Raw genomic sequence first — 23288 nt, 5'->3', positions numbered from 1 at the left:
CCGCTGATTCGGGTTGCGCCTGCCGTTCACCCATCGCTAACGCATGCACGCCATGAGCGTCTTCCGCCCCTTGGCCCGGCGCCGTCACCGCTCCCTGTTCCTGGGATTGGTCCTCGGCGCCACGCTGAGCCTTGGGATCATCGCCCCGGGGCTGGCGCAACGGGCCACCGAGCAAGCATCCGTGCAGGGTGCCCGATCCGCGAGCCAGCGGTCTGGGGCAGCGACCCCGACAGCCCGCACCGCCCCGGCCAGGACCCGGCAGGCCAGCGGCGCCCCGTCGCGGGCCAGCCGTTCCCAGGCGAACCGGCGCCAGGCCAATCGTGCACCGGCGCGGAACAGCGCGCCGCGCGAACGCTTCGCCACCGCCTCGGCCGCCGCGCCCTTTGTCCTGATGCCCATCGCCGACGGCGTGTCCGAATTCGCTGCCGCGGCGCCGCTGCGCGTGGCCGCGGGCGTCGGCGGGCTGCCGCAGCCGCTGGCACCATCCGACGCCGCCCGCCTGGTGCGGGTGTTCGACTTGCAGGCCCGTGGCGATGCGGCCGGGGCGGCGCGGGAAGCCGAACGGCTGGATGACCGCCGCCTGATCTCCCACGTCCTGTCCGATCGCTGGCTGCGCGCGCCGGATGCGGCGCCGTTGGCCGAGGTCCAGGCCTGGCTGAACGACAACCCGGACCACCCGGACGGGCCGGGCCTGCATGCCATGCTGCTGCGGCGCCAGCCGCGTGCCGCTGTGCCGACCCCGGCGCCGATGCCGGATATGCTGGCGATGGCCGCCGCCGTGGCACCCGAGGACCAGGCCCCGCCCGTGCCGGCCATGGCCCGCAATGCGGGGCTGGAACGCGCGGTGCGCGACCGGGCGCGCGATGGCGATGTGTCCGGCGCGCTGCAGATGATCGCCCGTGCGCGCGGCCTGGCGCCTGATGCCGCGGCCCTGTTGCAGGGCGACGTGGCGCTGGTCCTGTTCCAGAACGGGCAGGATGAGGAAGCGATGGCGCTGGGCATGGATGCCGCCCGCGCTTCACCCGGCCATGGCGGGCCGGCCTTTGTCGCGGGGCTTGCGGCTTTTGCGCTGAACCGGCCGGACCTCGCCATCCCGTATTTCGAGGCGACGGCGCGGGCTGAATTGGCCCCAGCATCCCTGCGAGCCGCCGGGGCCTATTGGACCGCGCGGTCGGTGATTCGCGCGCGTCGCCCGGGGCAGCATATCCCCTGGTTGCTGCAGGCGGCGCAGGAACCGCGCACCTTCTACGGGCTGCTCGCCCGGCGCGCTCTGGGCCTGGCCCCTGGCTTTGCCTGGGAAAACGACGTGGCCGGCGATGTGGAAACCCGGGTGCTGGCGGAAACCGCCGGCGGCTGGCGGGCGCTGGCGCTGTTGCAGATCGGCCAGCGCGACCGGGCGGAGGCGGAATTGCGCCGGCTGTGGTCGGTCGCCGCCGGCAATCCCGCACTCGGCCGCGCCATGCTGGCGGTGGCGTCGCAGGCGAATATGCCCGACCTGGCGGCGCAATTGGCCTCGGTCGTGCAGGGCGCGGATGGGCGGCCCCGCGATTTCGCACGCTTCCCGATCCCCCGCCTGGAGCCGCAGGGCGGGTATCGGGTGGACCCATCGCTGCTCTATGCCCTGGCCCGGCAGGAGAGCAATTTCGAACCCGGCGCCGTCAGTTCGGCGGGTGCGCGTGGGTTGATGCAGTTGATGCCGGCGACGGCGGCCTATGTGGTGGGCGACCCCAGCTTGCGCGGGCGTGGTGGGCACCAGCGGCTGCACGACCCGTCCTTCAGCCTGGAAGTCGGGCAGCGCTACTTGGTTTACCTGACCACCCATAGCGCGGTGGAGGGCGATTTGCTGCGGCTGCTCGCTTCCTACAATGCCGGGCCGGGCAATGTCGGGCGCTGGATGCCACCGGGGCGGCACCGGAACGATCCGCTGCTGTTCGTCGAAAGCATCCCGGCCGCGGAAACCCGCGCCTTCGTCCAGCGTGTGATGGCCTATTCCTGGATCTATGCCAGCCGATTGGGCCTGCCCTCGCCCAGCCTGGACCGGTTGGCGGAGGGGCGCTTCCCGCGCTTTGCCTCACCGGAGGAGGTGCAGCGCATGCTGTCGCGCAGCCAGCGGGTGGCGATGAACGGAACCGGGGGTTAGGCTGCACGCTCCCTGGCAAGGCGCGCACCAACCGTGAAAATTCCCACCCTGCCCTTCACCGTCACCGATTGGGCGACCGTTCCCGAAACCACCCATGCGGGCGATGTCGGCCAGGCGCTGTGGCGCACCCAGGAAATCGGCGACCTGCGGGTGCGGATGGTGACCTATAGCCCCGGCTATATCGCCGACCACTGGTGCGACCGTGGCCATGTGCTGACGGTGCTGGAGGGCGTGCTGGAGACCGAGTTGCGCGACGGGCGGCGTTTCACCCTGACGGCGGGAATGAGTTACCGCGTGTCCGACCACGGCGATGCGGCGCACCGGTCATCGACCGCGACGGGTGCGCGGCTGTTCATCGTGGACTGACCGCCATGCCGATCGATGAATCCCGCAGCTTCCTGCCCGTGGCCATCGCGATCCTGACGGTCAGCGACACGCGCGACCTGGCGTCGGATCGTTCGGGCGACACGCTCGCCGCACGGATCGAGGAATCGGGACACAGGCTGGCCGACCGCAAGATTTTGCGCGACGAGGCGGACCTGATCGCCGGGCAATTGCGCGCCTGGATCGCCGACCCCGCGATCGACTGCGTCATCACCACGGGCGGCACCGGCATCACCGGCCGCGATGTCACGCCGGAAGCGTTTTCCCGTGTGCTGGAAAAGGAAATCACCGGTTTTGGTGAGCTTTTCCGCATGCTGTCCTACGCCAAGATCGGGACGTCGACGATCCAGTCGCGCGCCTTGGGCGGCGTCGCGGGGGGCACGTATCTGTTTGCCCTGCCGGGCAGCACCGGGGCCGTGAAAGATGCATGGGACGATATTTTGCGCTGGCAGTTGGATGCGCGATTCCGGCCCTGCAACCTGGTCGAGTTGATGCCGCGCTTGCAGGAACATCTGCGTCAGAGCTGACGCAGTGCCCAAAAATCCTCGGCGGTATCGACGTCGCGCAGAATGCGCAGCAGGGCGATGCGGCGGCCGGTGAAATTGGCGATGGTGTCGCCGAGGGCGTGTTCGCTGCTCCAGCGCACATGGCCAAAGGGTCGCGAAGGGCGGCGTGGGCCGAGGCCGACAAGCCAGTAGCCGCCATCCTCGGCCGGTCCGAAGACCGCATCGGCGCGGTGCAGCGCGCGGAACGCGGCCGCGATATCGGCGGCGCCGATGCCCGGGATATCGGAGCCCACGATGACGACGCGTCGATGCGGCCTGGTCGCGCGGTCCATGCGTTGGCCGAGGTCGCCGTGCCCCTGGTCGCGCAGCGGCAACCGACGACGCAGCGGCATATGCGCGCCATCGGGCGTGGCGCAGATGATCGTGCGCCAGCGGCGGTCGAAGGCCGCCGCGCGCAGCACCGCATCCAACTGCCCGGCATAGAACCGCAGCGCGGCGCGTGCGCCGATGCCCCGCGCCAGGCGCCGCTTCACCGCACCCAGCCGCGGCGCACGCGCAAAGACCAGCAGGACGGGGCGGTGATCGGTCATCGGGCGTCAGCCGTACCAGCGCGCCAGCCGCGTCGTCGAGACCCCCAGGCGCCATAGCGCCAGCAGCACAAGATTGCGCATCGGGCGCGCCCACCAGCCATCGCGGCGATAGCGCGCGGCCGAGGTCACGGCGGCGACCGGCAGCGCCACCATGCGGTCGCGGCCCAGGCGGCGAACCAGATCCACGTCCTCCATCAGCGGCAGGGGCGCGATACCGCCGACCGCGTCGAGGGTTTTGCGCGCAACCAACAATCCCTGGTCGCCATAGGGCAGGTGCCAGGCGCGGCAACGCCAGGCGACCAGGCGTTCGATCCGCCGCGCCTGGGGGGCGGGGTCATCGAGCACCAGGCGGAAGTAGGCGGCGCGGCCGGCATTGGCCGGGTCGGCGATGAACGCCCGGACCGCCGCGGCCCAGCCCGGTTCCAGCCGGGTATCGGCATGCAGCAGCAGCAGCCAGGGGGCGGTCGTCGCGGCGATCCCCGCGGCCAATTGCCCGCCCCGGCCGCGTGGGGCGCTGATGACGCGCGGGCCCGTGGTGCCATCGGTGCTGCCGCCATCGACCACCAGGATCTCGGCCGAGGGCCATTCCGCCAGCCGCGCCAACACGCCGGGCAGGGTGGCGGCGGCGTTCAGCGCCGGGATGACGACGGCAAGAGTTCTCATATTGTTCTTGACGTCTGGGCCGGCCATATGGTCCTGTGGATCGAACGAAAGGAGAACGCGGTCATGCCCGACGGCAGCCTGCACGGACCTTCCCTTGCATCGATCGGTGCCCGCAAGGGGCGCGGTGCGCTGTCCAACCCGGCCAATCGGTATGAACGCCAGTCGACGGTCGCCTGGGATGATGGCTGGGGCACCTTGGATGCGGCCTTTGCCGCGCCGGAACCGCTGGCGACCACGCTGACCCGCGACAGCAGCCGGTCGGCGATGGCCTGGAACACCTCGCCCGACATCGGCTTCGACCGCAGCATCAACATGTATCGCGGCTGCGAACACGGCTGCATCTATTGCTTCGCGCGGCCGTCGCACGCGCATCTGGGCCTGTCGCCGGGGTTGGATTTCGAAACCCGGCTGCTGTTCAAGCCGGATATCGCGGCCCTGCTGACCAAGGAAATCCGCAAGCCGGGCTATGTGGCCAAGCCGGTGGCGCTGGGCGCGAATACCGACCCCTACCAGCCGGTGGAACGCACCCTGGGGCTGACGCGCCAAATCCTTGAGGTACTGGACGCGCACAACCACCCGGTCACCATCGTCACCAAGTCAGCCGGCGTGACCCGCGACCTGGATATTCTGTCGCGCATGGCGCAGCGGAACCTGGTCCATGTCTGCCTGTCGATCACGACCTTGGACCCCGCCTTGGCGCGGGTCATGGAACCGCGCGCGGCCAGCCCCACCCGGCGCCTGGCGGCCATCGGCGAATTGTCGCGCGCGGGCATTCCCACCGGCATCCTGGCCGCGCCGATGATCCCGGGGTTGAACGACCCCGAATTGGAACACCTGATCGACGCCGCCGTGCGCCACGGCGCCACGCGCGCGGGCTATGTGCTGCTGCGCCTGCCGCTGGAAATCGCGCAGATGTTCGAGGCCTGGCTGCACCAGCATTTTCCCGACCGCGCGGCCAAGGTGCTGTCGCTGATCCGCCAGACGCGGGGCGGGGAACTCTACGACAGCCGCTTCGGCAAGCGGCAATCCGGTACGGGTCCCTATGCGGACCTTCTGGCCAGCCGCTTTGCCCTGGCCCTGCGCAAGCATGGGCTGGACCGCGCCAGCGTCAGGCATCAGTCGCTGGACTGTGATGCCTTTCGCGTGCCGGCCGCGGCGGTGCCGCAGCCGGCCCAGATGGCGTTGTTCTGAGTCTTACTCGACGCCCAGTAGCTCGACGTCGAACACCAGCGTCGCGTTCGGCGGGATGACCCCGCCGGCGCCGCGCGCGCCATAGCCCTTCTCCGGGGCGATGGTCAGGCGACGGTGGCCGCCGATCTTCATCCCGACCACGCCCTCGTCCCAGCCCTGGATCACATGGCCGGCGCCGAGTTCGAAGCGGAACGGCTGGCCACGGTCGCGGCTGCTGTCGAACTTCTTGCCCTTGGTGTCCGGGGCGGCGGCGTCGAACAGCCAGCCGGTGTAGTGCACGGCCACGGTCTGGCCGGCGGTGGCTTCGGCACCGGTGCCGATGGTTTCGTCGCTCATGGTCCTGCTCCCTTGATGGCGTGCCCGTTAAACATTTTCTGGCGCGCGGCCGCTACCCCCGGCGAGGTTTCTCGGGTGGCGGGGTGGCCTGGGCCGGGTCTTCCGGCCAGTCGTGCTTGGGGTATCGCCCGCGCAAATCCTTGCGCGCATCGGCCCAGCCGCCGGCCCAGAACCCCGCGAGGTCGGCGGTCACCGCGATCGGGCGGCTGGCCGGGCTGAGCAGCACCACTTGCAAGGGCAACCGCCCGCCCGCCAGCGGCGGCATCCCGGCCAGGCCGAACAGATGCTGCGCCCGTGCCTCCAGCCGTGGTGGGTCGGCGGTGTAATCCACCGCCGCAGAACGCCCCACCAGCAGCGGCAGCCGCGTCGGCAGCAAGGTATCCAGCCGTTTCTGGGCATCCCAGGGCAAAAGCCCCCGGAAAATCGCGGTCAGGTCCACGCTGGCGAGTTCGGACAGCCGCGTCAGCCCCAGGATGTGCGGGGCCAGCCAGGCCGGGGACATCGTGGTGTCGGGCCAGTCGCCATCGGGTTCCAGGCGACGCATCGCCTCGATCCGCGCCTGGGTCTGGCGCGCGGCGTCGGTCCAGCCCAGGTCGCGGAAGTCGCGGCTGGCGGCGGCCTCGGCCAGGGCCTGGGCGACGGCTTCGGGGTTGTCCGAAGGGATCGTGGTTTCTTCCAGCACCAGCGGCCCGAAGCGCAGGCGGCGGCGGGCGACGACGGCGCCCAGGCGGGCGTCGAAGGCGGCGCCTTCTTCACGGACGAAGCGTTCGGGGAAGCGGGTTTCCAGCACCGCCCGGTCCAGCCGGGCCGCCATGCGGATGCGGGCCTCGGTGCCCACCAGGTCCAGGTCGGCGATGGCCAGAAGGGGCGCCTTGGACAGGGGGTCGGTGGGGGGAAGCCTCGCACCCATGCCGCCGCCGGCCAGGCGGAAGGCGCCCTCCATCGTGCCTCGCCTTGCGGCGATGCGGTCCGGGAAGCCGGCGGCCAGCAGGGCGCCGGGATCGCCCTCGGCCATCGTGCCGCCCGGGACACCCAGCCGGCGCCGATGCAGCGACGAGGCGCGACGGATGCGCTGGACGGTGCCGCGATCGGCATCGGCGTGATCGCTGCCGGAAAGCAGGTCCAGCCGCAACCCGATTTCGGCCGGGGCGTCGCGGTTGCGGATGGGGTCCCGTTCTTCCAGCAGGGCCGCGATATCGGCGGCCAGGGCGGCTTCGCTTTCGTTCTCGGCGGCGGCCATCATGCGGGCCAGGCGGGGGTGCGCGCCCAGCCGGGCCATGCGGCGGCCCATGGTGGTGATGCGGCCCGCCGTATCCAGGGCTTCCAGTTCACGCAACAGGCTCGCCGCTGCCGCGAGGGCGCCGGCCGGTGGGGCATCGAGCCAGGCCAGACTGCCGGGGGCGGCACCCCAGGCGGCGCAATCCAGCAGCAGGCCCGACAGTTCCGCCTCCAGCATTTCCGGCCGGTCGGCGATGGGCAGGCCACGGTGCAGCGCCTCGGTCCAGAGCCGCACGGCCAGGCCTGGGGCGGTGCGCCCGGCACGGCCGGCGCGTTGGTCGGCGGCGGCCTTGCCGATGCGCACGGTCGCAAGTCGGGACAGGCCGGTGCCCGAATCCAGCCGAGGCGCGCGGCGAAACCCGCCATCGACCACGATGCGCACGCCGGGAACGGTCAGGCTGGTTTCGGCGATGCTGGTCGCCAGGACGATCTTGCGACGCTCGGCGGGGGCCAGGGCGCGGTCCTGCTCGGCGGGCGGCAATTCGCCATGCAGGGGCAAGACCAGCGCATCCACCCCGGACAGGCGTTCCTGTGTGCGACGGATTTCGCCCCAGCCCGGCAGGAAGGCCAGGACGTCGCCGGGGTGGTCGCGCATCGCGTCGCGTATGGCGCCGGCCATGGCCTCCGGCAGGTCGCGCGGGTCGGCGAAGTCACGGGTGCGGTGCCGCAGGGTGACGGGATGGGCGCGGCCCATGCTTTCGACCACCGGCGTTCCGGGGCCGAGCAGGCCGGCGAAGGCGGTCGCATCTAAGGTCGCGCTCATCACCAGCAGGCGCAGTTCCGGCCGCAGCGCGCGTTGCAGGTCCAGGCAGAGGGCTAGGCCCAGGTCGGTGTCCAGATGCCGTTCATGCGCTTCGTCGAAGAACACGGCCGCGACGCCATCCAGCCCGGGGTCCGACTGCATGCGGCGGACCAGCAGGCCCTCGGTGATCACCTCCACCCGCACGCCAGGGCCGCCGGCGCGGTCCAGGCGGGTGGCGAGGCCGATGGTCTGGCCCAAGGGTTCGTCCAGCAGCGTGGCCATGCGGTTGGCGGCGGCGCGGGCAGCGATCCGGCGGGGTTCCAGCACCAGGATGCGGCCGGCCAGCGCCCAGGGTTCGTCGCGTAGCGCCAGCGGGACCAGCGTGGTCTTGCCGGCGCCCGGGGGTGCGATCAGGACGGCGTTCGGCCCGGCGGCGAGGGCCGCCCGCAGCGCGGGCAGCGCCTCGGCGACCGGAAGATCGAGGGGGAGCATCGCCGGGGGGATACAGGCCCGGGGTGCTGGCGGCTACGCCCCCGCAAAAGCCACGGCGGCGCGGCCGATGCCGCCATAGGCATCCAGCATCCGTTCCCGCCAGGCCCAGATCGGGTCGGAGGGTTCCAGCACCGGAAAGGCGCTGACGCAGCGCGCCCATTGGAAGCCCCCGAACAGGATGTGGTCGGCATAGGCTGGTGCATCGCCCGCCAGGAACGGCTGCGCGCGCAGCACCAGGCGCATCGGCAGCATCGAGTCACGGAACGCCGCGACCTTGGTCTCGCGGCCGGCCACGACCTCGGCCAGCGCCATGCCGAAGCGCTGTTCGCGGCTGTCGCGAAAATAGGCGCGGTCGCGTTCGACCAGCACGCCGGGGATATCGGCCACGACCAGGCGCGCGATGCCGCCCATCTGCACCGCATCGGCAAAGCCGTTGACGAAGCGCGTCACCGCCCGGCCGGTATCGCCGCCGAACAGGCTGGGACGGTCCGGAAAATTGGCTTCCAGCCATTCGGCGATGGCCCAGGACTCCGACAGGCTGCCGCCCGCATGTTCCAGCACCGGCACCTTGGTATGCGGCGCGATGGCGTCCCGGTCGGAAAACCGCCAGGGCAGGGTTTCGACCGCCAGCCCCTTGTGCGCCAGCGCCATCTTGATGCGCCAGCAATAGGGGCTGAAGCGCCGCGCCGGGTCGTCCCCGGCCAGATCCCATAAACGCAATGACATCATGTCGCCGATTCCCCCAACCGCCCTACAGTGGCGGCCGCGCAGGGAGAAGCAAATGGCCGATACGGTGGTGCTGGCACTGGACCAGGGAACAACCTCGACGCGGGCGATGGCTTTTGGGGCCGACCTTGCGCCGCGCGCCACCGCCCGCATCGCCTTGGCGCAGCATTTCCCGGCCTCCGGCTGGGTGGAACATGCGCCGGAGGATCTGCTGGCCCATAGCATCGCCACGCTGAAACAGGTCATGGCCGCGACCGAGGGCGCCACCATCGCCGGCCTAGGCCTGACCAACCAGCGGGAGACGACCCTGCTGTGGGACCGCACCACCGGGCGCGCGCTGCATCGCGCCATCGTCTGGCAGGACCGGCGCACCGCGCCGCTGTGCGATACGCTGCGCGCGGCGGGCGTCGCCTCGATGATCGCCCAGCGCACCGGGCTGGTGCTGGACCCGTATTTCAGCGCCACGAAACTCGCCTGGCTGCTGGAGGAGGTGCCCGGCGCCCGCACGGCGGCCGAGGCCGGGCGGCTGTGCTTCGGCACCGTCGATTCCTGGCTGCTGTGGCACCTGACGGGTGGGCGGGTGCATGCGACCGATGCGACCAATGCGGCCCGCACCATGCTGTTCGACATCACGACCGGCACCTGGGATGACGATATGCTGCGGCTGTTCCGCATCCCGGCCTCGGTCCTGCCACAGGTGCTGGATTGCGCCGCCGAATTCGGCATGACCGATGCGTCGGTGCTGGGCCGCGCCATTCCGATCCGCGGCATCGCCGGCGACCAGCAGGCGGCGACGCTCGGCCAGGCGTGTTTCCTGCCGGGGATGGTCAAGTCGACCTATGGCACCGGCGGCTTCGCGCTGATGGTCACCGGCGACGCTCCCGTGCCGTCCAACAACCGCCTGCTGACGACCATCGCCTGGCAGATCGCGGGGCGGCGGACCTATGCGCTGGAGGGCACGATCTTCATCGCCGGGGCCGCCGTGCAATGGCTGCGTGATGGGCTGGGCATCATCAACGCAGCCGAGGAGGCGGGGCGCCTGGCGGCGGAGGCCGATCCCGCGCAATCGGTCATCCTGGTGCCGGCCTTCGTCGGACTGGGCGCGCCCTGGTGGGATTCCTCGGCGCGGGGGGCGATTTTTGGGCTGAACCGGAACACCGGCCCGGCCGAATTCTGCCGCGCCGCGCTGGAAAGCGTCGCCTTCCAGACCCGTGACCTGCTGTTGGCGATGGCCGCCGACCTGAACGACGCCGCGGCACGCGGCGGCGGCACCGCGATGACCCCCACGGTGCTGCGCGTCGATGGCGGCATGAGCGAGAGCGACTGGACCATGCAATGCCTGGCCGACATCCTGGGGGCACCGGTGGACCGGCCGGTGGTGCAGGAAACCACCGCCCTGGGTGCCGCCTATCTGGCGGCCGTGCAGGCGGGGTTGCAGCCGGCCCCGGGCGATGTCGGGGCTGGGGCCGGCTGGCGGCTGGACCGGCGCTTCGTGCCCAACCTGCCTGCGGCCGAGGCAACCCGGCGGCATGACCGCTGGACCGACGCCGTGCGACGCACCCTGGGCGGGTGATCGGGGGCGCCGCAACACCTCCCACCGCCAGGGGCGGGAGGAGCGGCCGGGCCGCCTGTCAGTTCACGGTGATACTCGCTTCCCGCACCACCCGGGCCCATTTCGTGCTTTCGCTCGCCATAAAGGCCGCCAGCGCCGCGGGCGTGGAGGAGACCCCATCGGCCCCGGCGGTCGCCAGCCGTTCCAGCACGGCGGGCTGGGCCAGCACCTCGGCGCAGGCCGCCGCCAGGGCGGCGATGGCGGCCGGCGGCGTGCCGGCCGGTGCCATGACCGAGCCCCAGGAGGTGGATTCCGCGGCGGGCAGGCCGATCTCGGCCATCGTCGGCACATCGGGCAGCAGCCGCGACCGGCGCGGCCCGGTGATGGCCAGCGCGCGCACCCGGCCGCCCTGGATCTGCCCCAGCGCGGAGGGCACCTGGTCCATCATGAAGTTCACCGTGCCGGCGACGGTGTCGTTCAGCGCGGGCGCGCTGCCGCGATAGGGCACGTGCTGCACCTGGATGCCGGCGACGAGCCGGAACAGCTCGGTGACCATATGCGTGCTGCTGCCCGAACCGGCGCTGCCATAGGACAGCGTGCCCGGCCGCGCCCGCGCGAGGGCCAGGAATTCCGCCGCATTCTGGGCCGGCACCGCGGGGTTCACGATCAGCACGCTGTCGGTGGTGAAGGCCATCGAGATGGGGGCCAGGTCCGTCGCCGGCGAAAACCCCATGTTGGCGTAGAGATGGGGGTTGATGGTCAAGGTGCCGGTCGTGCCCATCAGGATGGTGTGGCCATCCGGGGCGCTGCGGACCACCGCCTCCACGCCGATATTGCCGCCGGCGCCGGTGCGGTTTTCCACGACGACGGGCTGGCCGAATTTTTCGCCCATGCGATCGGCCATGACGCGGGCCACGATGTCGGTGGCGCCACCGGCGGGGAAGGGCACGACGAAGCGCATCGGCCGCGTCGGCGCCCAGGCGGTTTGGGCATGGGCCAGCGCGGGCATGGCGAGCGCACCCAGGAGCAGGCTGCGGCGATGGGTCATTTTTATGTTTCCTCCCGAGGATTTTTTAGCCGATCGCGGCGTGGCGTTCCTTCATCAGGCGCAGGACATGGTCCGGGTCCTCGGCCCACCAGCGGCGGGACAGGAGTTCGACCTCGACCAGGCCGCCGTAGCCCGCGGATTCGGCCAGCGCGATGAAACCGGCCAGGTCGATGACGCCATCGCCCGGCATGCCGCGATCGAACACGAGGTCGGTGGTCGGTACCAGCCAGTCGCAGATATGCAGCCCCGCGATGCGCGACCCGGCGCGGGCCATGTCGCGCGCAAGGTTGGGGTCCCACCAGACATGATAGGCATCGACCGCGACGCCGGTGCCGGCACCCAGCGCGTCGCACAGGTCCAGCGCCTGGGCGAAAGTGGAGAGCACGCTGCGGTCGGCGCAGGTCATCGGATGCAGCGGTTCGAGGGCGATGGTGACCCCCGCCGCGCGTGCATCGGGGAGGATCGCGGCCAGCCCATCGGCGACCATTTGTCGCGCACCGGGCAGGTCGCGTGAACCAGGGGGCAAGCCGCCGCAGACCATGACCAGGCAGGCGGCGCCGATGGTGTGGGCCTCGGCGATGGCGCGACGGTTGTCCTCGATGGCGGCGGCACGCCCGGCGGCATCGGCGGCGGGGAACATGCCGCCACGGCACAGGCCGGAGACGGTCAGCCCCGCATCGCGGATTTTCTTCGCGGCGGCATCCACGCCCATCGCGGCCAGCACGTCACGCCAGGGCGAGATCCCGGGAATGCCGTGGCGTGCGCAGCCCTCGATGCACTCGGAAAGACCCCAGCGTTCCTTGACCGTGACGGTGTTGAGGGAAAGCGGCCTCATGCCACGCCATGCACTGCAAGCAGCGACCGCATCCGCGCCACCGCCCGATCCGGGTCGCTGAGCAAGCCGGCCGCATCGGCCAGCCGGAACAGTTCGGCAAAATGCTGGATGCTGCGCGTGCTCTGCTGACCGCCGACCATGACGAAGTGATCCTGGTGGCCGTTCAGCCAGGCCATGAAGACCACGCCTGTTTTGTAGAACCGCGTCGGCGCCGCAAAGATATGGCGCGACAGCGGGACGGTGGGCGCCAGGATGTCGTGGAAGGTGCTGAGGTCGTTGCGCGACAGCGCCGCCAACGCACCGCCCACGGCCGGGGCGATGGGATCGAAAATGCCGAGCAGCGCGTCGGAATGGCCCTGCGCATCGCCCGCGATCAGTTCGGCGTAGTTGAAGTCGTCGCCGGTATACATCCGCACGCCCTTCGGCAGGCGGCGGCGCATCGAGATTTCCTTCTGGTCGTCCAGCAAGGACACTTTTACGCCGTCGACCTTGTCGGCATGGGCGGTGATCACGGCGAGCGCCGTGTCCATCGCCGCCATGTGGTCGTGATTGCCCCAATAGCCTTCCAGCGCGGGGTCGAACATCTCGCCCAGCCAATGGATGATCACCGGCTGCTTCACCTGGGACAGGATGCGCGCATAGACGCGTTCGTAATCGGCCGGGGATTTGGAGGCCTTGGCGAGCGCGCGGGAGGCCATCAGGATGATGCGGCCGCCCATGGCCTCGACGGCTTCGCATTGTTCTTCATAGGCGCGGATGACGTCATCCACAGTGACATCGGGGCCGGGCGCCAGATGATCGGTGCCGGCGCCGGAGGCCATCACGGCCCCCGGAAAATCCTGCATCGCATCCAGGCTGCGACGGATCAGGTTTTGGGCTTCCACCCAGTCCAACCCCATGCCGCGCTGGGCCGTGTCCATCGCCTCGGCGACGCCCAGGCCGAGCGACCAAAGGTGGCGGCGGAAATCGATGGTGCGGTCCCAGTCGATCTTGGCGTCCAGCCACGGGTCCTGCGGCGCCAGGGGATCGGCCACGACATGCGCGGCGGCGAAGGCGATGCGCGGGAACGGCGGCGCGGCCTTGGCAAAGACGCGGGGCGGGCTGGTTGTGAAGGGGGCCAGGCCCCCGGCCACGGGCAGGGTGATGGTCGGCATCAGACGGCAAGCTCCGGCAGGTCGATCCAGCGGCGTTCGGCCCAGGATTGCAGCCCGGCCTCGGCCAGTTGCACGCCCTTGGCCCCGGCCAGCAAATCCCAGGGATAGGTTGCGACTTCGCCGGCCACATAACGGAGGAACAATTCCCACTGCACGCGGAAGCCGTTGGGATAGGGCTCGGTATCGGGGATTTCCTGCCAGCCCTCGAAGAAATCGATGGGCTGCGCGACGTCGGGGTTCCACACCGGCTTGGGCGTGTTCACGCGGCTCTGCGTCCAGCACTTCTGCAACCCGCAGACGGCGCTGCCATGGGTGCCATCGACCTGGAAGGTCACCAGGTCGTCGCGCCGCACGCGCGTGACCCAGGATGAGTTGATGTGGGCGATCACGCCGCCTTCGAGTTGGAAGGTCGCATAGGCCGCATCATCGGCATCGGCGACATAGGGCTTGCCGTCTTCACCGATGCGTTCGGGGATATGCGTGGCACCGAGGCAGGAGACGCTGCGCACCTCGCCAAACAGATTGTCCAGCACGTAGCGCCAGTGGCAGAGCATATCGAGGATGATGCCGCCGCCCTCGGCCTTCTTGTAGTTCCACGACGGGCGCTGCGCCGGCTGCAAATCGCCCTCGAACACCCAGTAGCCGAAGTCGCCCTTCACGCTGGTGATGCGTCCGAAGAATCCGCTGTCGATCGCCATCTTCAACTTGCGCAGCCCCGGCAGGAACAGCTTGTCCTGCACCACGCCATGCTTGATGCCGGCGGCCTTGGCGACGCGCGCCAAGTCCAACGCCTCGGCCAGGTTGTCGGAGGTCGGCTTCTCGCAATAGATGTGCTTGCCGGCGGCGATCGCCTTGCGGATCAGGCCGCCGCGCATCTGCGTCGTGGCGGCATCGAAGAAGATGATGTCGTCCGGGTTTTTCAGGCAGGCGTCGAGGTCGGTGGAGACGCGGTCGATGTTATGCGCGCGGGCCAGCGCCCGCAGCTTGTCTTCGTTGCGGCCGACGATCACGGGGTCGGGTATCAGCCGGTCGCCATTGGCCAGCATCACGCCGCCATCGGCACGGATCGCGGCGATGGAGCGGATCAAATGCTGGTTCATGCCCATCCGGCCGGTGACGCCGTTCATGATGAGCCCGATGCGGCGTTCCGCCATGATTTTCTCCCGTCTGGTAACCGGGTAGTTACCTGACGGTGACGGCGCGCGTCAAGGACGCAGATACCCCAGCACGACCTGTTCGATATGCGCTTCCCGCGCCGCCAGCGCGGCCTCGGTCGTCAGTTCCGTGCCGAAGATGGTGGACAGGGTGTGGCGGTTGGCGATGTAGAAATGCCCCAGCGCCAGGATCGAGACATACAATTGCATCGCATCGACCCCGGCGCGGAACACGCCCTCCGCCTGGCCGCGTTCCAGCACGCGGCTGAGCGCGGCCAGCAGCGGCGAATACAATGCCGGCACGGCCCCGCTGCGCTTGAGGTAGGCGGCGCGGTGGATGTTTTCCTGGTTCAGCAGGGCGACGAATTCCGGATGGGCCGCGGTGTAGCGCAGGTTGAAGCGCACCAGCGCCCGCATCGCCTCCATCGGCGGCAGGGTGGTGGTTTCCAGCGCGTGTTCCTCGGCGCGTTTCTGGGCATAGGCGGTTTCCAGCACCGCTAGCCACAGATCCTCCTTGCTGCCGAAATAGGCGTAGATCATGCGCTTGTTGGCATCGGCCCGGGCCGCGATCTCATCGACCCGCGCGCCGGCCAGGCCATTGGCGGCGAATTCCACCAGGGCCGCATCCAGGATGCGCTGCCGCGTCGCTGCCGCGCGCGGCGACAATGCCTGTTCCACCATGCTTCAACGCCCCCCAAGGTCTGCATGGATGGACGAAGACCCGGCACTTTGCCAGCGTGGCGCGCATGAACGCCCATACCCTGCTGCCACCGAACCCGCGCCTGATCGGAACGATCACCCCTTCCGGCAATACCGTCGTCGAACGCACGACCCAGGCGGCGCTGCGCGACCTGCCGCAGGCCGCGGCGCTCTTCGCGCGCATCCCGGTGCATGGCGACCGCGATCCGTTTCCCGACCGCTACAATTTGGCCGCGATGCTGGAGGCCGCGACCCTGCTGTCCCACGCCAGGCCCGACGCGATCATCTGGAACGGCAGCAAGGGCGGCGGCATCGGGTTGGAGCACGACCGCGACCTGGTGGCGCGTATCACCGATGCGACCGGGATCGCCGCCGATACATCCGGCCTGGCGCTGCTGCGCGCCATCGCGGCGAGCGGCGTGCAGTCGATTGGGCTGCTGACGCCCTATGCCGAGGCGCATCAGCGCCGGCTGGTGGAACGGCTGAACGCCGAAGGCGTGCCGGTGGTCTCGGAGCGCCATCTCGGCATGACCGACAACCTCTCCTACGCCTCCGTCCCCTACGATACGATCTTGCTCCAGGCCCGGTCACTGGCGGCCCAAAAGCCGGATGTGCTGCTGGCCTGGTGCACCAATTATCCCGCCGCCCCCCTGGCGGCGGAGATCGAGGCGGAGACAGGGATTCCCCTGTGGGACGCGACGATGCTGGGTCTTTTGGGGGGGCTTGCGGTGGCCGGTGTCGCGGAGCGCCCGAACGGCTGGGGCAGCCTGTCCGGCCTGCTGTAGGGCTTTGGCCCGGGGATTGCTGGCCTGGGGGCGGGTTTCCCGGAGTCCGCCCATGCGCCGCATCCTGCCGCTTCTTCTCGCAATCCTGTGCCTTGGGGCGATGCAGCCCGCCGCCGCGCAGGCGCCATGGCCGTCGCGCCCGGTCAGGATCGTCGTGGTCTTCCCGCCGGGCGGCAGCAGCGACATCGTGGCGCGGGTGCTGGCCGATGCGCTGTCGCAGCGGCTGAACGGGCGCTTCGTCGTGGACAACCGGCCAGGCGCGGGCGGCACGCTGGGGGCGGCGCAGGTCGCGGCGGCGGCGCCGGATGGCACCACGCTGATGCTGTCCAACACGGCGCCCATCGTCACCTCGCCGCCGCTGTATCCGAGCGCGAGCTATGACCCGGTGGCGGGGTTTTCCCACGTCACCTACCTGGGGGCCACGCCGCTGGTGATCGTGGCGAACCGCACCCTGGTGACCGCGACCGATGTCGCCGGGCTGCGCGCCTGGATCGGGGCGCAGCGGACGCCGCCGGGTTATGGCACCTCCGGCGCCGGCAGCGTCGCGCATATCGTCGGCATCATGTTCGAACGCCAGACCGGGCTTGCGCTGACGCATGTGCCGTATCGGGGGTCCGCGCCGATGCAGGCGGACCTGCTGGGCGGGTCGATCCCGCTGTCCTTCGACACCTTGCCGCAGAACATCGAACACATCCGCGACGGGCGGTTGCGCGCCTATGCCGTCACGTCCCCGGTGCGGCAGCCGATGGCGCCGAACCTGCCGACCACGGCGGAGGTCGGGATGCCCGACCTGGTCGCCGAGAATTGGCTGGGCCTGTCGGGTCCCGCCGGCCTGCCGCCCGCCATCGTCGAACGCCTGAACGCCGCCACCATCGCCAGCATGACCGACCCCGCGGTGATCGCCCGCATGGAGGAACACGGCATCGTGCCGCGCCCGACGACGCCGGCCGAGTTCACCGCCTTTGTCGCGGCGCAGGTGCGCGACATCGGCGGCGCGATCCGCGCCATGGGCATCCGCGCGGATTGACCGTGGCACCCCGCGTCGCCCTGGTCTGTTTCGGCCAACCCGGTGCCGGGTCGTTCAACGCGGCCGGTGAGGCAGGGCTTGCCCGCGCCGCCGCCGCCCACCCGATCGCGGCCCGGGTGCTGTGGCAGGCCGACCCGGCCCGCCGCGCCGCCACCCTGGCCGCCGCCGCCGCCACGTCCGACCTGGTCATCGCCCATGGTGGGCAGGGTGAGGCCGCGACCGCCGCCGTCGCGCCCGATTTCCCCAATGTGCGGTTTGCTGTGACGCAGGGCCGCATCGCCGGTCCCAGCATCGCCTGTTTTGAGGTGTTGCAGGAACACTCGGCCTTCCTGGCCGGCGCCCTGGCCGGGTGGTGGACGCAAGGCGGCGTGGTCGGCCATCTGTCGGGCGAACCGGTGCCGCCAGGGTTGCGCGGCCGCGCGGCCTTCGCCGCGGGGCTGGCGCATGCGAACCCGGGTGCCAGGTTGCTGACCGGCTTTTGCGGCAACCAGCACGACGCGTCGCTGACCCGTGCCTGGACGGCGGCGCAATGCGCGGCCGGGATGGATGTGCAATTCGCCATGCTGGACGGCGGGCGGTCGGGGGCGACCGACGCGCTGCGGTCGGCGGGGGCGCGCGCCATCGGCAATGTGCTGGACTGGACCGACCCCGCCGTGGCGGCGCCGGGCGGCGACCTGGCCGCGATCCGGCCGGGGGATCCGGTGTTTGTCGCCTCGGCGGTCGCCGACAATGGCTGGGCGGTCGTGGCGGCGGTCGAGGCGTTTTGCGCCGGGAATTTTTCCGACCTGCGGGCGGGCATTGGCGACCAGGTCCGCCTGGCCTTGGCCGGCGACGTGCCGCCGGCACTGGCCGATCGCCTGGCGGTGCTGGCCACCGACATCGCCTCCGGGCGGTTGGCGGTGCCCGAGGCTTATGACGGGCCGGAGTGGCGGCCGGGGTGACGGGGCGCGGATAACCGGGGGCCGGACACGAAACCGCGATGCGTTCGTATTCGCCCGCGCATCGCGGTCCAGCTTGTTGTTTTGTTGCGTGATTCAGCCCCGCGGCGCATGCGCGCCCACGGCCATCACGCTCTATACGGTGTCAGGCCCTTCCTGGCCCTCGGCGATCTTGCGCTCGTAGAATTTCATGCGGGACGAGGTGATGAGATCGGTCTTCACCACGACGCAGACGTCGGTGGTGTTGAACTGGTGGTCGATCACCGCGCCATCGCCGACGAAGCCGCCCAACCGCAGGTAGCCTTTCACCAGCGGCGGCAGGGCCGCCAGGATCCGCTTAGGGTCGTAGCCGGCGGGGTCCATGCGCCGCATCTCGACATGGCGCGCGGCCAGGGCGCGGGGGCGCAGCGCGGGCGGTGCCAAGTGTTCGGTCGCCAGGTAGGTCAGCGGTGCCGCCAGCGCATCCGGATCGGTCCCGTGCAGGCTGGCGCAGCCGAACATCACATCGATATGGTGCTTGAAGACATAGGCCGCGATGCCCCGCCACAGCAGTTGCGTCGCATTCCGGGTCCGGTGCGCCGAATCGACGCAGGACCGCCCCAGTTCCAGCAGGTTGCCCGGATAGGCCAGCAGCGGCGCGATGTCGTATTCGGCGCTGGTGTAGAATCGCCCGACCGCATCGGCGGCATGCTGGCGGATCAGGCGATAGGTGCCGACGATCGCCTGCGGCCCGTCGCCCAGGCTGTGGTCCAGCACCAGCAGGTGGTCGGCCACCGCGTCGAAGGCATCGGCATCGCGGCGGCTGGCCAGGGTCTGCGCGTCCGGGGTCGCGCCCATTTCCTCGTAGAAGATGCGGAAACGCAGGGCCTGCGCCGCATCGACCTCGGCCGCCGTCTGCGCGATGCGGACGCCGAGTTCACCGGCGCGCAGTTCACCGAAACCGGCATCGGCGGAGAAGCCGCCGCGAGCGACGATCCCGCCAGGGAAGGTCATGGGCGCTTCGCCTTGGGGGGCGGCGGTGCCGGCGGCGCGGGTTCGGCCCGGCGGCGGCCGAACATCTCCAGCCGGTGGCCGACCAGTTCGAAGCCCAGGCGGGCGGCGATCGCCTGCATGACCGCCTCATGCGCCTCATCCTCGAACTCGACGACCTTGCCGGTCTCGACGTCGATCAGGTGATGGTGGTGGCCGTGTTCGGTCGGTTCGTAGCGCGCCCGGGCGCCGCCGAAGTCGTGGCGTTCCAGGATGCCCTTCTCCTCCAGCAGGCGCACGGTGCGGTAGACCGTGGCGATGGAGACGCGGGCGTCGAGCGCCAGGGCGCGGCGGTAGAGTTCCTCCACATCGGGATGATCTTCCGCGTCGCTGAGGACGCGCGCGATCAACCGGCGCTGGCCGGTCATCTTGAGGCCGCGCTCTATGCAGAGGCGTTCGATACGGGACGGGGTTGCGAGGTCCATGTGCGGCGGACCATAGCCGTGCAGCGCGGACATGGCCAAGCACCCCTCGCTTTATCGCCGCGCCGCCCGGTTTTGGGACCGGTTCAGCGGCGCGCCGTCGTGTTCAAACTGGCCAGGGGAAACGCCCCTGGCCAGGCAGCATCAGCCTGCTGGATCAGTCCGCGCTGCCGTCGCGCGCGGCCTTCGGCTTGGTGCCGAGGCCGATCTGCTTGGCCAGGGCCGACCGGGTCCGCGCATAGGCGGGCGCCACCATGGGATAGTCGGCGGGCAGACCCCACTTTTCCCGGTACTGTTCCGGCGACAGGTTGTACGAGGTCTTGAGGTGACGCTTCAGCATCTTCAGCTTCTTGCCGTCTTCAAGGCAAACCAGATGGTCATCCTGGATGCTTTTCTTCACCGACACCGCCGGCTGGGGCTTTTCCACCGGCGCCGGGACGGCAATGGTTGTTGCCGTGGTGCCCAGGGACGCCAGCGTCTTGTGGACCTGCTGGATCAGCGAAGGAAGATCGGCCATCCCGACCGGGTTGTGCGACACATGCGCCGACACGATGTCTACGGTCAGGCCGAGTAAGTCCGGCGAATTGTCCTGGGACATGGATCATGTCTCCTGTTGTTTATCGATGTTTCGCTAATAGGACTACCCATGCCCGATTCGCAAGAACCGACCGGTAATTTATCGCTACTTGGACAAGAAAAATTGTCCCAGACGCTCGATATCACCGGCGAGACTTGCCCGATGACCTTTGTTCGGACGCGGCTGGCCTTGGATCGGTTGAAGCCGGGCGAGCGACTTCTGGTGCTGATGCGGGGGGCGGAACCGCTGGCCAATGTTCCCCGCACCGCGACCGAACAAGGCCATGTGGTGCTGGCACTGGAAACCGGCGCCGATGGGGTCAGCCGGCTTCTGTTGCAGAAAGCGGGCGGCTGAGCACCAGCGCATCCGATCCATCGGCATAGTAACGGCGCCGCCGGCCGACCTGTTCAAAGCCCAGCGCCGCGTAAAGCGCCCGGGCGGCAAGATTGTCTTCGGATACTTCCAGGAACAGCACCGATGCGCCGCGGGCCAGCGCCCCCGCCATGGCCGCGACCACCAGCCCCGCGCCGATTCCCTGGCGACGGGCGGGCGGGGCGACGGCCAGGGTCAGCACCTCGGCCTCGCCGGCCGCGACCCGGGCCAGGATGAAGCCTTGTTCGGGCAGAACCAGGCCGAAGGCGCCGGGCATGGCGAGCATGGTCCCGATCGCGCCGATGCCCCAGGATTCCTCCGGCGGAAAGGCCGCCGTGTGCAGCCCGGCCAGCGCCGGCACATCCACCGCATGGATCGGGCGGGGGGTCACGCCGGCGGCCGCACCGATGGGGCGTCCACATACAGCGGCTGCGCCGCGCGCGGCGCGATGCGCCCCCCCAGGCGCCAGGTCGCGACCCGCGCCACGGCCGCGGGATCGGGCCGCCGCGAATCGGTCAGCAGCGCCTGGTCGCCGCGTGCCAGCAAGCGCGCGGCAAGGGCCGCGGCGCGGTCCCCCGCCACCGCGACCGGGCCGGGCGGCTGCGGCAGGGCGTCGGGGAAGACGGGCTCCGGCGGGGCCAGGGCGGCATCCTCACCCGGGGCGAAGCGTTCCAGGAACCAATGGCCGCGCTTGCTGTCGGTGACTGCCCAGACCGGGCGGGCGGCGCGCACGAGATCGGGCACGGCCGCGGCCAGGGCTTCCCCGACCGTGACGCCGATGGCCGGGCAGCCAAACCCCATGGCCAGCCCCTGTGCCAGGGCCAGGGCCGCGCGCAGCCCGGTAAAGCCGCCCGGGCCGATGCTGGCGGCGACCGCGTCGGGATGCGGCTGGCCGGCTTCGGCCAGCAGGCGTTCGACCAGGGCGGGCAGCAGGGCAGCATGGCCCTGGGCGGCATCCTGCGCCAAATGGCGTGCCGGCTGGCCCGGCTGCCAAAGCGCCGCCGCCACGCGCGGGCCGGAGCCGTCGAGCGCCAAGATCAGCAAGGGTTGCGCCCGTATCCGTTCCACGTGTTACCCATGCGCCCCATGCTCATCCCGCTCTCCGAGGCCGACGGCCTGCTCTTCGACATACGCTATGCCACTGCCGACAACCTGGCCGGGCGCCCGATCTATCGCCGCCCGCTGGCGATGTTGCGCCCGCCGGCGCGGATGGCGCTCCTCACCGCCCGCGACCTGGCGGCGCCGCTGGGGTTCAAGCTGCTGGTCTTCGATGCCTATCGCCCGGTCGAAGCGCAATGGGCCTTGTGGAACGCCGTCACCGACAAGCGCTTCGTCGCCGACCCGCGCGGCGGGGGCCTGCATCCGCGCGGCGTCGCGGTGGACCTGACCCTGGCCGATGCCGTGACGGGTGCGGCGCTGGAGATGGGCACCGGCTTCGACGCGACCGAGGAGGCATCAGCCCACGGCAGCCTGGAGGTGCCGGTCGCCGCCCAGCGCAACCGGGCGCTGCTGCTGGGCATCATGACGGCGGCCGGCTGGGACCACTACGGGCTGGAATGGTGGCACTACCACCTGCCCAACCCGCAGCAATTCCCGCCCCTGACGGCCAGCGCCGTGCCGGGCGGGCCGATGTAGGGCGGGTCGCGGTCAATAGCGCCGATAGCGTCAGTTCACCGTGATGTTGTTGTCGCGCACGACGCGCGTCCAGGTCGCGGTCTGTTCGGTCAGGAAGGATTCGAAGGCCGCAGGAGTTGATCCGACGACATCGACGCCCTGCATCTCCAGCGGCTGGCGCACGGCCGGCAGGCGGATGGCCTCGGCCAATGCGGCATGGAAGCGGTCCATGATGGGCTGCGGCACGCCGGCCGGCGCCAGCAGCCCCCAGAAAGCCTGGGCGAAGACGCCGGGCACGCCGCTTTCGATCAGGGTCGGGATGGCGGGCCGCAGCGGGGAACGCTCCGCCCCGGTCTGCGCCAGGGCGCGCAAGGTGGTGCCGACCAGCCCGCCCAGGCCGACCACGCTGGCGATGGCGAGATCGATCTCGCCGGTGGAGCCGGCCGTGCTCAGCGGGCCGCCGCCGCGATAGGGGACATGCACCATCTTGGTGCCGGTGACTTCCTGCACCCGCTCCATGGTCAGGTGCGCCAGGCTGCCGGCGCCGACCGTGCCATAGGTGATGGTCTCCGGCGCCTGGCGGGCGCGTTCGATCACCGGCCCCAGGCCCGTCCACTGGCGGGCGGTGGCCGAGGTCGTGACCAGCATCGGCGCGGACGCCACGAGCATCACGGCCTTGAGGTCCTTGGCCGGGTCGTAGCCCAGGGTCGGGATCAGCACGGGGTTCACCACATGCGTGTCGAAGACCATGACGAAGGTCTGGCCATCGGCGGGCGCCCGCGCGGCGATCGCGGTGCCGAGCGAGCCACTGGCGCCGGCCCGGTTTTCCACCACCACCGGCACGCCGAGCAGGGCTTGCAGCGGATTCTGCAACAGGCGGCACATCAGATCGACGCTGCCGCCGGGCGGAAAGGGCGCGACCAGGCGGATCGGCCCGTCCGGCCAGGCGCGCTGGGCCTGGGCGATGGCGGGCGCGGCCAGGGCAAGGGCGGACCCGGCCAGGAAGGCGCGGCGTGGCGTGTTGGGCATGAACG

Annotated in this window: 26 protein-coding genes; 10 read left to right on the top strand and 16 right to left on the bottom strand. The window is 70.5% G+C overall.

The window, feature by feature from the left end; genetic code table 11:
* Positions 1 to 52: 52 nt before the first annotated feature.
* Genes ACQW02_RS23845 through moaB form a run of 3 tightly spaced genes read left to right on the top strand, consistent with a single transcriptional unit; the run spans position 53 to position 3051 of the window.
* Entirely contained in the window at positions 53 to 2140 is a 2088-nt protein-coding gene (locus tag ACQW02_RS23845) for a transglycosylase SLT domain-containing protein (RefSeq protein WP_431282406.1), read from the top strand.
* Between the two features lie 33 nt (positions 2141 to 2173).
* Positions 2174 to 2506, top strand: coding sequence for a DHCW motif cupin fold protein (locus tag ACQW02_RS23840; protein WP_431282405.1), 333 nt, complete (start codon positions 2174 to 2176; stop codon positions 2504 to 2506).
* A gap of 5 nt (positions 2507 to 2511) precedes the next feature.
* The gene (gene moaB / locus ACQW02_RS23835) at positions 2512 to 3051 is read left to right on the top strand and encodes a molybdenum cofactor biosynthesis protein B (RefSeq protein WP_431282404.1); all 540 of its coding nucleotides are present in this window, start codon (positions 2512 to 2514) and stop codon (positions 3049 to 3051) included.
* On the opposite strand, the gene ACQW02_RS23830 is transcribed toward moaB, so the two are convergent.
* Positions 3042 to 3620 carry a TIGR04282 family arsenosugar biosynthesis glycosyltransferase gene (locus ACQW02_RS23830; protein WP_431282403.1) on the bottom strand — a complete coding sequence of 193 codons (579 nt, stop codon included), beginning with the start codon at positions 3618 to 3620 and terminating at the stop codon, positions 3042 to 3044. The genes moaB and ACQW02_RS23830 overlap by 10 nt on opposite strands.
* Before the next feature lie 6 nt (positions 3621 to 3626).
* Positions 3627 to 4283, bottom strand: coding sequence for a TIGR04283 family arsenosugar biosynthesis glycosyltransferase (locus tag ACQW02_RS23825; RefSeq protein ID WP_431282402.1), 657 nt, complete (start codon positions 4281 to 4283; stop codon positions 3627 to 3629).
* Between the two features lie 63 nt (positions 4284 to 4346).
* On the opposite strand from ACQW02_RS23825, the gene ACQW02_RS23820 reads away from it, so the two are divergent.
* Positions 4347 to 5474 (top strand): PA0069 family radical SAM protein, encoded by a 1128-nt coding sequence (locus ACQW02_RS23820; RefSeq protein ID WP_431282401.1) that lies wholly within the window; start codon positions 4347 to 4349, stop codon positions 5472 to 5474.
* 3 nt (positions 5475 to 5477) lie between these two features.
* On the opposite strand, the gene ACQW02_RS23815 is transcribed toward ACQW02_RS23820, so the two are convergent.
* Genes ACQW02_RS23815 through ACQW02_RS23805 form a run of 3 tightly spaced genes read right to left on the bottom strand, consistent with a single transcriptional unit; the run spans position 5478 to position 9051 of the window.
* On the bottom strand, positions 5478 to 5810 hold the full coding sequence (locus ACQW02_RS23815; protein WP_431282400.1) for an FKBP-type peptidyl-prolyl cis-trans isomerase: 333 nt from the start codon (positions 5808 to 5810) through the stop codon (positions 5478 to 5480).
* A 52-nt stretch (positions 5811 to 5862) separates the two neighbouring features.
* Positions 5863 to 8322, bottom strand: coding sequence for an ATP-dependent helicase HrpB (gene hrpB / locus ACQW02_RS23810; protein ID WP_431282399.1), 2460 nt, complete (start codon positions 8320 to 8322; stop codon positions 5863 to 5865).
* 33 nt (positions 8323 to 8355) lie between these two features.
* Positions 8356 to 9051, bottom strand: coding sequence for a glutathione S-transferase family protein (locus ACQW02_RS23805; protein WP_431282398.1), 696 nt, complete (start codon positions 9049 to 9051; stop codon positions 8356 to 8358).
* A gap of 52 nt (positions 9052 to 9103) precedes the next feature.
* Between ACQW02_RS23805 and glpK the strand changes: the two genes are divergently transcribed.
* Positions 9104 to 10621: a glycerol kinase GlpK gene (gene glpK, locus ACQW02_RS23800; RefSeq protein ID WP_431282397.1), complete on the top strand. Its 1518-nt coding sequence runs from the start codon at positions 9104 to 9106 to the stop codon at positions 10619 to 10621.
* Between the two features lie 58 nt (positions 10622 to 10679).
* On the opposite strand, the gene ACQW02_RS23795 is transcribed toward glpK, so the two are convergent.
* The 5 genes from ACQW02_RS23795 to ACQW02_RS23775 are packed head-to-tail and all read right to left on the bottom strand — an operon-like array spanning position 10680 to position 15472.
* Positions 10680 to 11648, bottom strand: coding sequence for a Bug family tripartite tricarboxylate transporter substrate binding protein (locus ACQW02_RS23795; protein ID WP_431282396.1), 969 nt, complete (start codon positions 11646 to 11648; stop codon positions 10680 to 10682).
* 25 nt (positions 11649 to 11673) lie between these two features.
* Positions 11674 to 12483, bottom strand: coding sequence for a sugar phosphate isomerase/epimerase family protein (locus tag ACQW02_RS23790; protein WP_431282395.1), 810 nt, complete (start codon positions 12481 to 12483; stop codon positions 11674 to 11676).
* Positions 12480 to 13637 (bottom strand): dihydrodipicolinate synthase family protein, encoded by a 1158-nt coding sequence (locus tag ACQW02_RS23785; RefSeq protein WP_431282394.1) that lies wholly within the window; start codon positions 13635 to 13637, stop codon positions 12480 to 12482. Before ACQW02_RS23785 ends, ACQW02_RS23790 begins: the two co-directional genes overlap by 4 nt.
* Positions 13637 to 14791 (bottom strand): Gfo/Idh/MocA family protein, encoded by a 1155-nt coding sequence (locus ACQW02_RS23780; protein WP_431282393.1) that lies wholly within the window; start codon positions 14789 to 14791, stop codon positions 13637 to 13639. Before ACQW02_RS23780 ends, ACQW02_RS23785 begins: the two co-directional genes overlap by 1 nt.
* A gap of 51 nt (positions 14792 to 14842) precedes the next feature.
* Positions 14843 to 15472 (bottom strand): TetR family transcriptional regulator, encoded by a 630-nt coding sequence (locus ACQW02_RS23775; protein ID WP_431282392.1) that lies wholly within the window; start codon positions 15470 to 15472, stop codon positions 14843 to 14845.
* A 65-nt stretch (positions 15473 to 15537) separates the two neighbouring features.
* On the opposite strand from ACQW02_RS23775, the gene ACQW02_RS23770 reads away from it, so the two are divergent.
* Genes ACQW02_RS23770 through ACQW02_RS23760 form a run of 3 tightly spaced genes read left to right on the top strand, consistent with a single transcriptional unit; the run spans position 15538 to position 18243 of the window.
* Positions 15538 to 16275: a maleate cis-trans isomerase family protein gene (locus ACQW02_RS23770; RefSeq protein ID WP_431282391.1), complete on the top strand. Its 738-nt coding sequence runs from the start codon at positions 15538 to 15540 to the stop codon at positions 16273 to 16275.
* Between the two features lie 52 nt (positions 16276 to 16327).
* A complete protein-coding gene (locus ACQW02_RS23765) occupies positions 16328 to 17302 on the top strand; it encodes a Bug family tripartite tricarboxylate transporter substrate binding protein (RefSeq protein ID WP_431282390.1) in 975 nt (324 codons plus the stop codon).
* 2 nt (positions 17303 to 17304) lie between these two features.
* Positions 17305 to 18243, top strand: coding sequence for a BMP family ABC transporter substrate-binding protein (locus ACQW02_RS23760; RefSeq protein WP_431282389.1), 939 nt, complete (start codon positions 17305 to 17307; stop codon positions 18241 to 18243).
* 132 nt (positions 18244 to 18375) lie between these two features.
* Here the strand turns inward: ACQW02_RS23760 and ACQW02_RS23755 are convergent, their stop codons facing one another.
* The 3 genes from ACQW02_RS23755 to ACQW02_RS23745 all read right to left on the bottom strand — a co-directional run bounded on the left by ACQW02_RS23755 (position 18376) and on the right by ACQW02_RS23745 (position 20289).
* Positions 18376 to 19233, bottom strand: a complete 858-nt coding sequence (locus ACQW02_RS23755; protein ID WP_431282388.1) for a GNAT family N-acetyltransferase — start codon at positions 19231 to 19233, stop codon at positions 18376 to 18378.
* Positions 19230 to 19727 (bottom strand): Fur family transcriptional regulator, encoded by a 498-nt coding sequence (locus ACQW02_RS23750; RefSeq protein WP_431282387.1) that lies wholly within the window; start codon positions 19725 to 19727, stop codon positions 19230 to 19232. The genes ACQW02_RS23755 and ACQW02_RS23750 overlap by 4 nt, the downstream gene beginning before the upstream one ends.
* Before the next feature lie 121 nt (positions 19728 to 19848).
* Positions 19849 to 20289, bottom strand: coding sequence for a MucR family transcriptional regulator (locus ACQW02_RS23745; protein WP_431282386.1), 441 nt, complete (start codon positions 20287 to 20289; stop codon positions 19849 to 19851).
* Positions 20290 to 20337: 48 nt separating this feature from the next.
* On the opposite strand from ACQW02_RS23745, the gene ACQW02_RS23740 reads away from it, so the two are divergent.
* Positions 20338 to 20622, top strand: a complete 285-nt coding sequence (locus ACQW02_RS23740; protein ID WP_431282385.1) for a sulfurtransferase TusA family protein — start codon at positions 20338 to 20340, stop codon at positions 20620 to 20622.
* Here the strand turns inward: ACQW02_RS23740 and ACQW02_RS23735 are convergent.
* The gene (locus ACQW02_RS23735; protein WP_431282384.1) at positions 20588 to 21031 is read right to left on the bottom strand and encodes a GNAT family N-acetyltransferase; all 444 of its coding nucleotides are present in this window, start codon (positions 21029 to 21031) and stop codon (positions 20588 to 20590) included. The two genes, ACQW02_RS23740 and ACQW02_RS23735, sit on opposite strands and share 35 nt — an antisense overlap.
* The gene (tsaB, locus tag ACQW02_RS23730; protein WP_431282383.1) at positions 21028 to 21684 is read right to left on the bottom strand and encodes a tRNA (adenosine(37)-N6)-threonylcarbamoyltransferase complex dimerization subunit type 1 TsaB; all 657 of its coding nucleotides are present in this window, start codon (positions 21682 to 21684) and stop codon (positions 21028 to 21030) included. Before tsaB ends, ACQW02_RS23735 begins: the two co-directional genes overlap by 4 nt.
* Positions 21685 to 21717: 33 nt before the next feature.
* On the opposite strand from tsaB, the gene ddpX reads away from it, so the two are divergent.
* Complete coding sequence (gene ddpX, locus ACQW02_RS23725) at positions 21718 to 22275, top strand: D-alanyl-D-alanine dipeptidase (RefSeq protein ID WP_431282382.1); 558 nt, start codon at positions 21718 to 21720, stop codon at positions 22273 to 22275.
* A 30-nt stretch (positions 22276 to 22305) separates the two neighbouring features.
* Here the strand turns inward: ddpX and ACQW02_RS23720 are convergent, their stop codons facing one another.
* Positions 22306 to 23283 (bottom strand): tripartite tricarboxylate transporter substrate-binding protein, encoded by a 978-nt coding sequence (locus ACQW02_RS23720; RefSeq protein WP_431282381.1) that lies wholly within the window; start codon positions 23281 to 23283, stop codon positions 22306 to 22308.
* Positions 23284 to 23288: the final 5 nt, after the last annotated feature.

The organism is Humitalea sp. 24SJ18S-53, from assembly GCF_050632385.1.
Classification (GTDB): domain Bacteria; phylum Pseudomonadota; class Alphaproteobacteria; order Acetobacterales; family Acetobacteraceae; genus Humitalea.
Note: the sequence above shows the minus strand (reverse complement) of the source record. Positions and strands in the feature narration are given on the sequence as shown.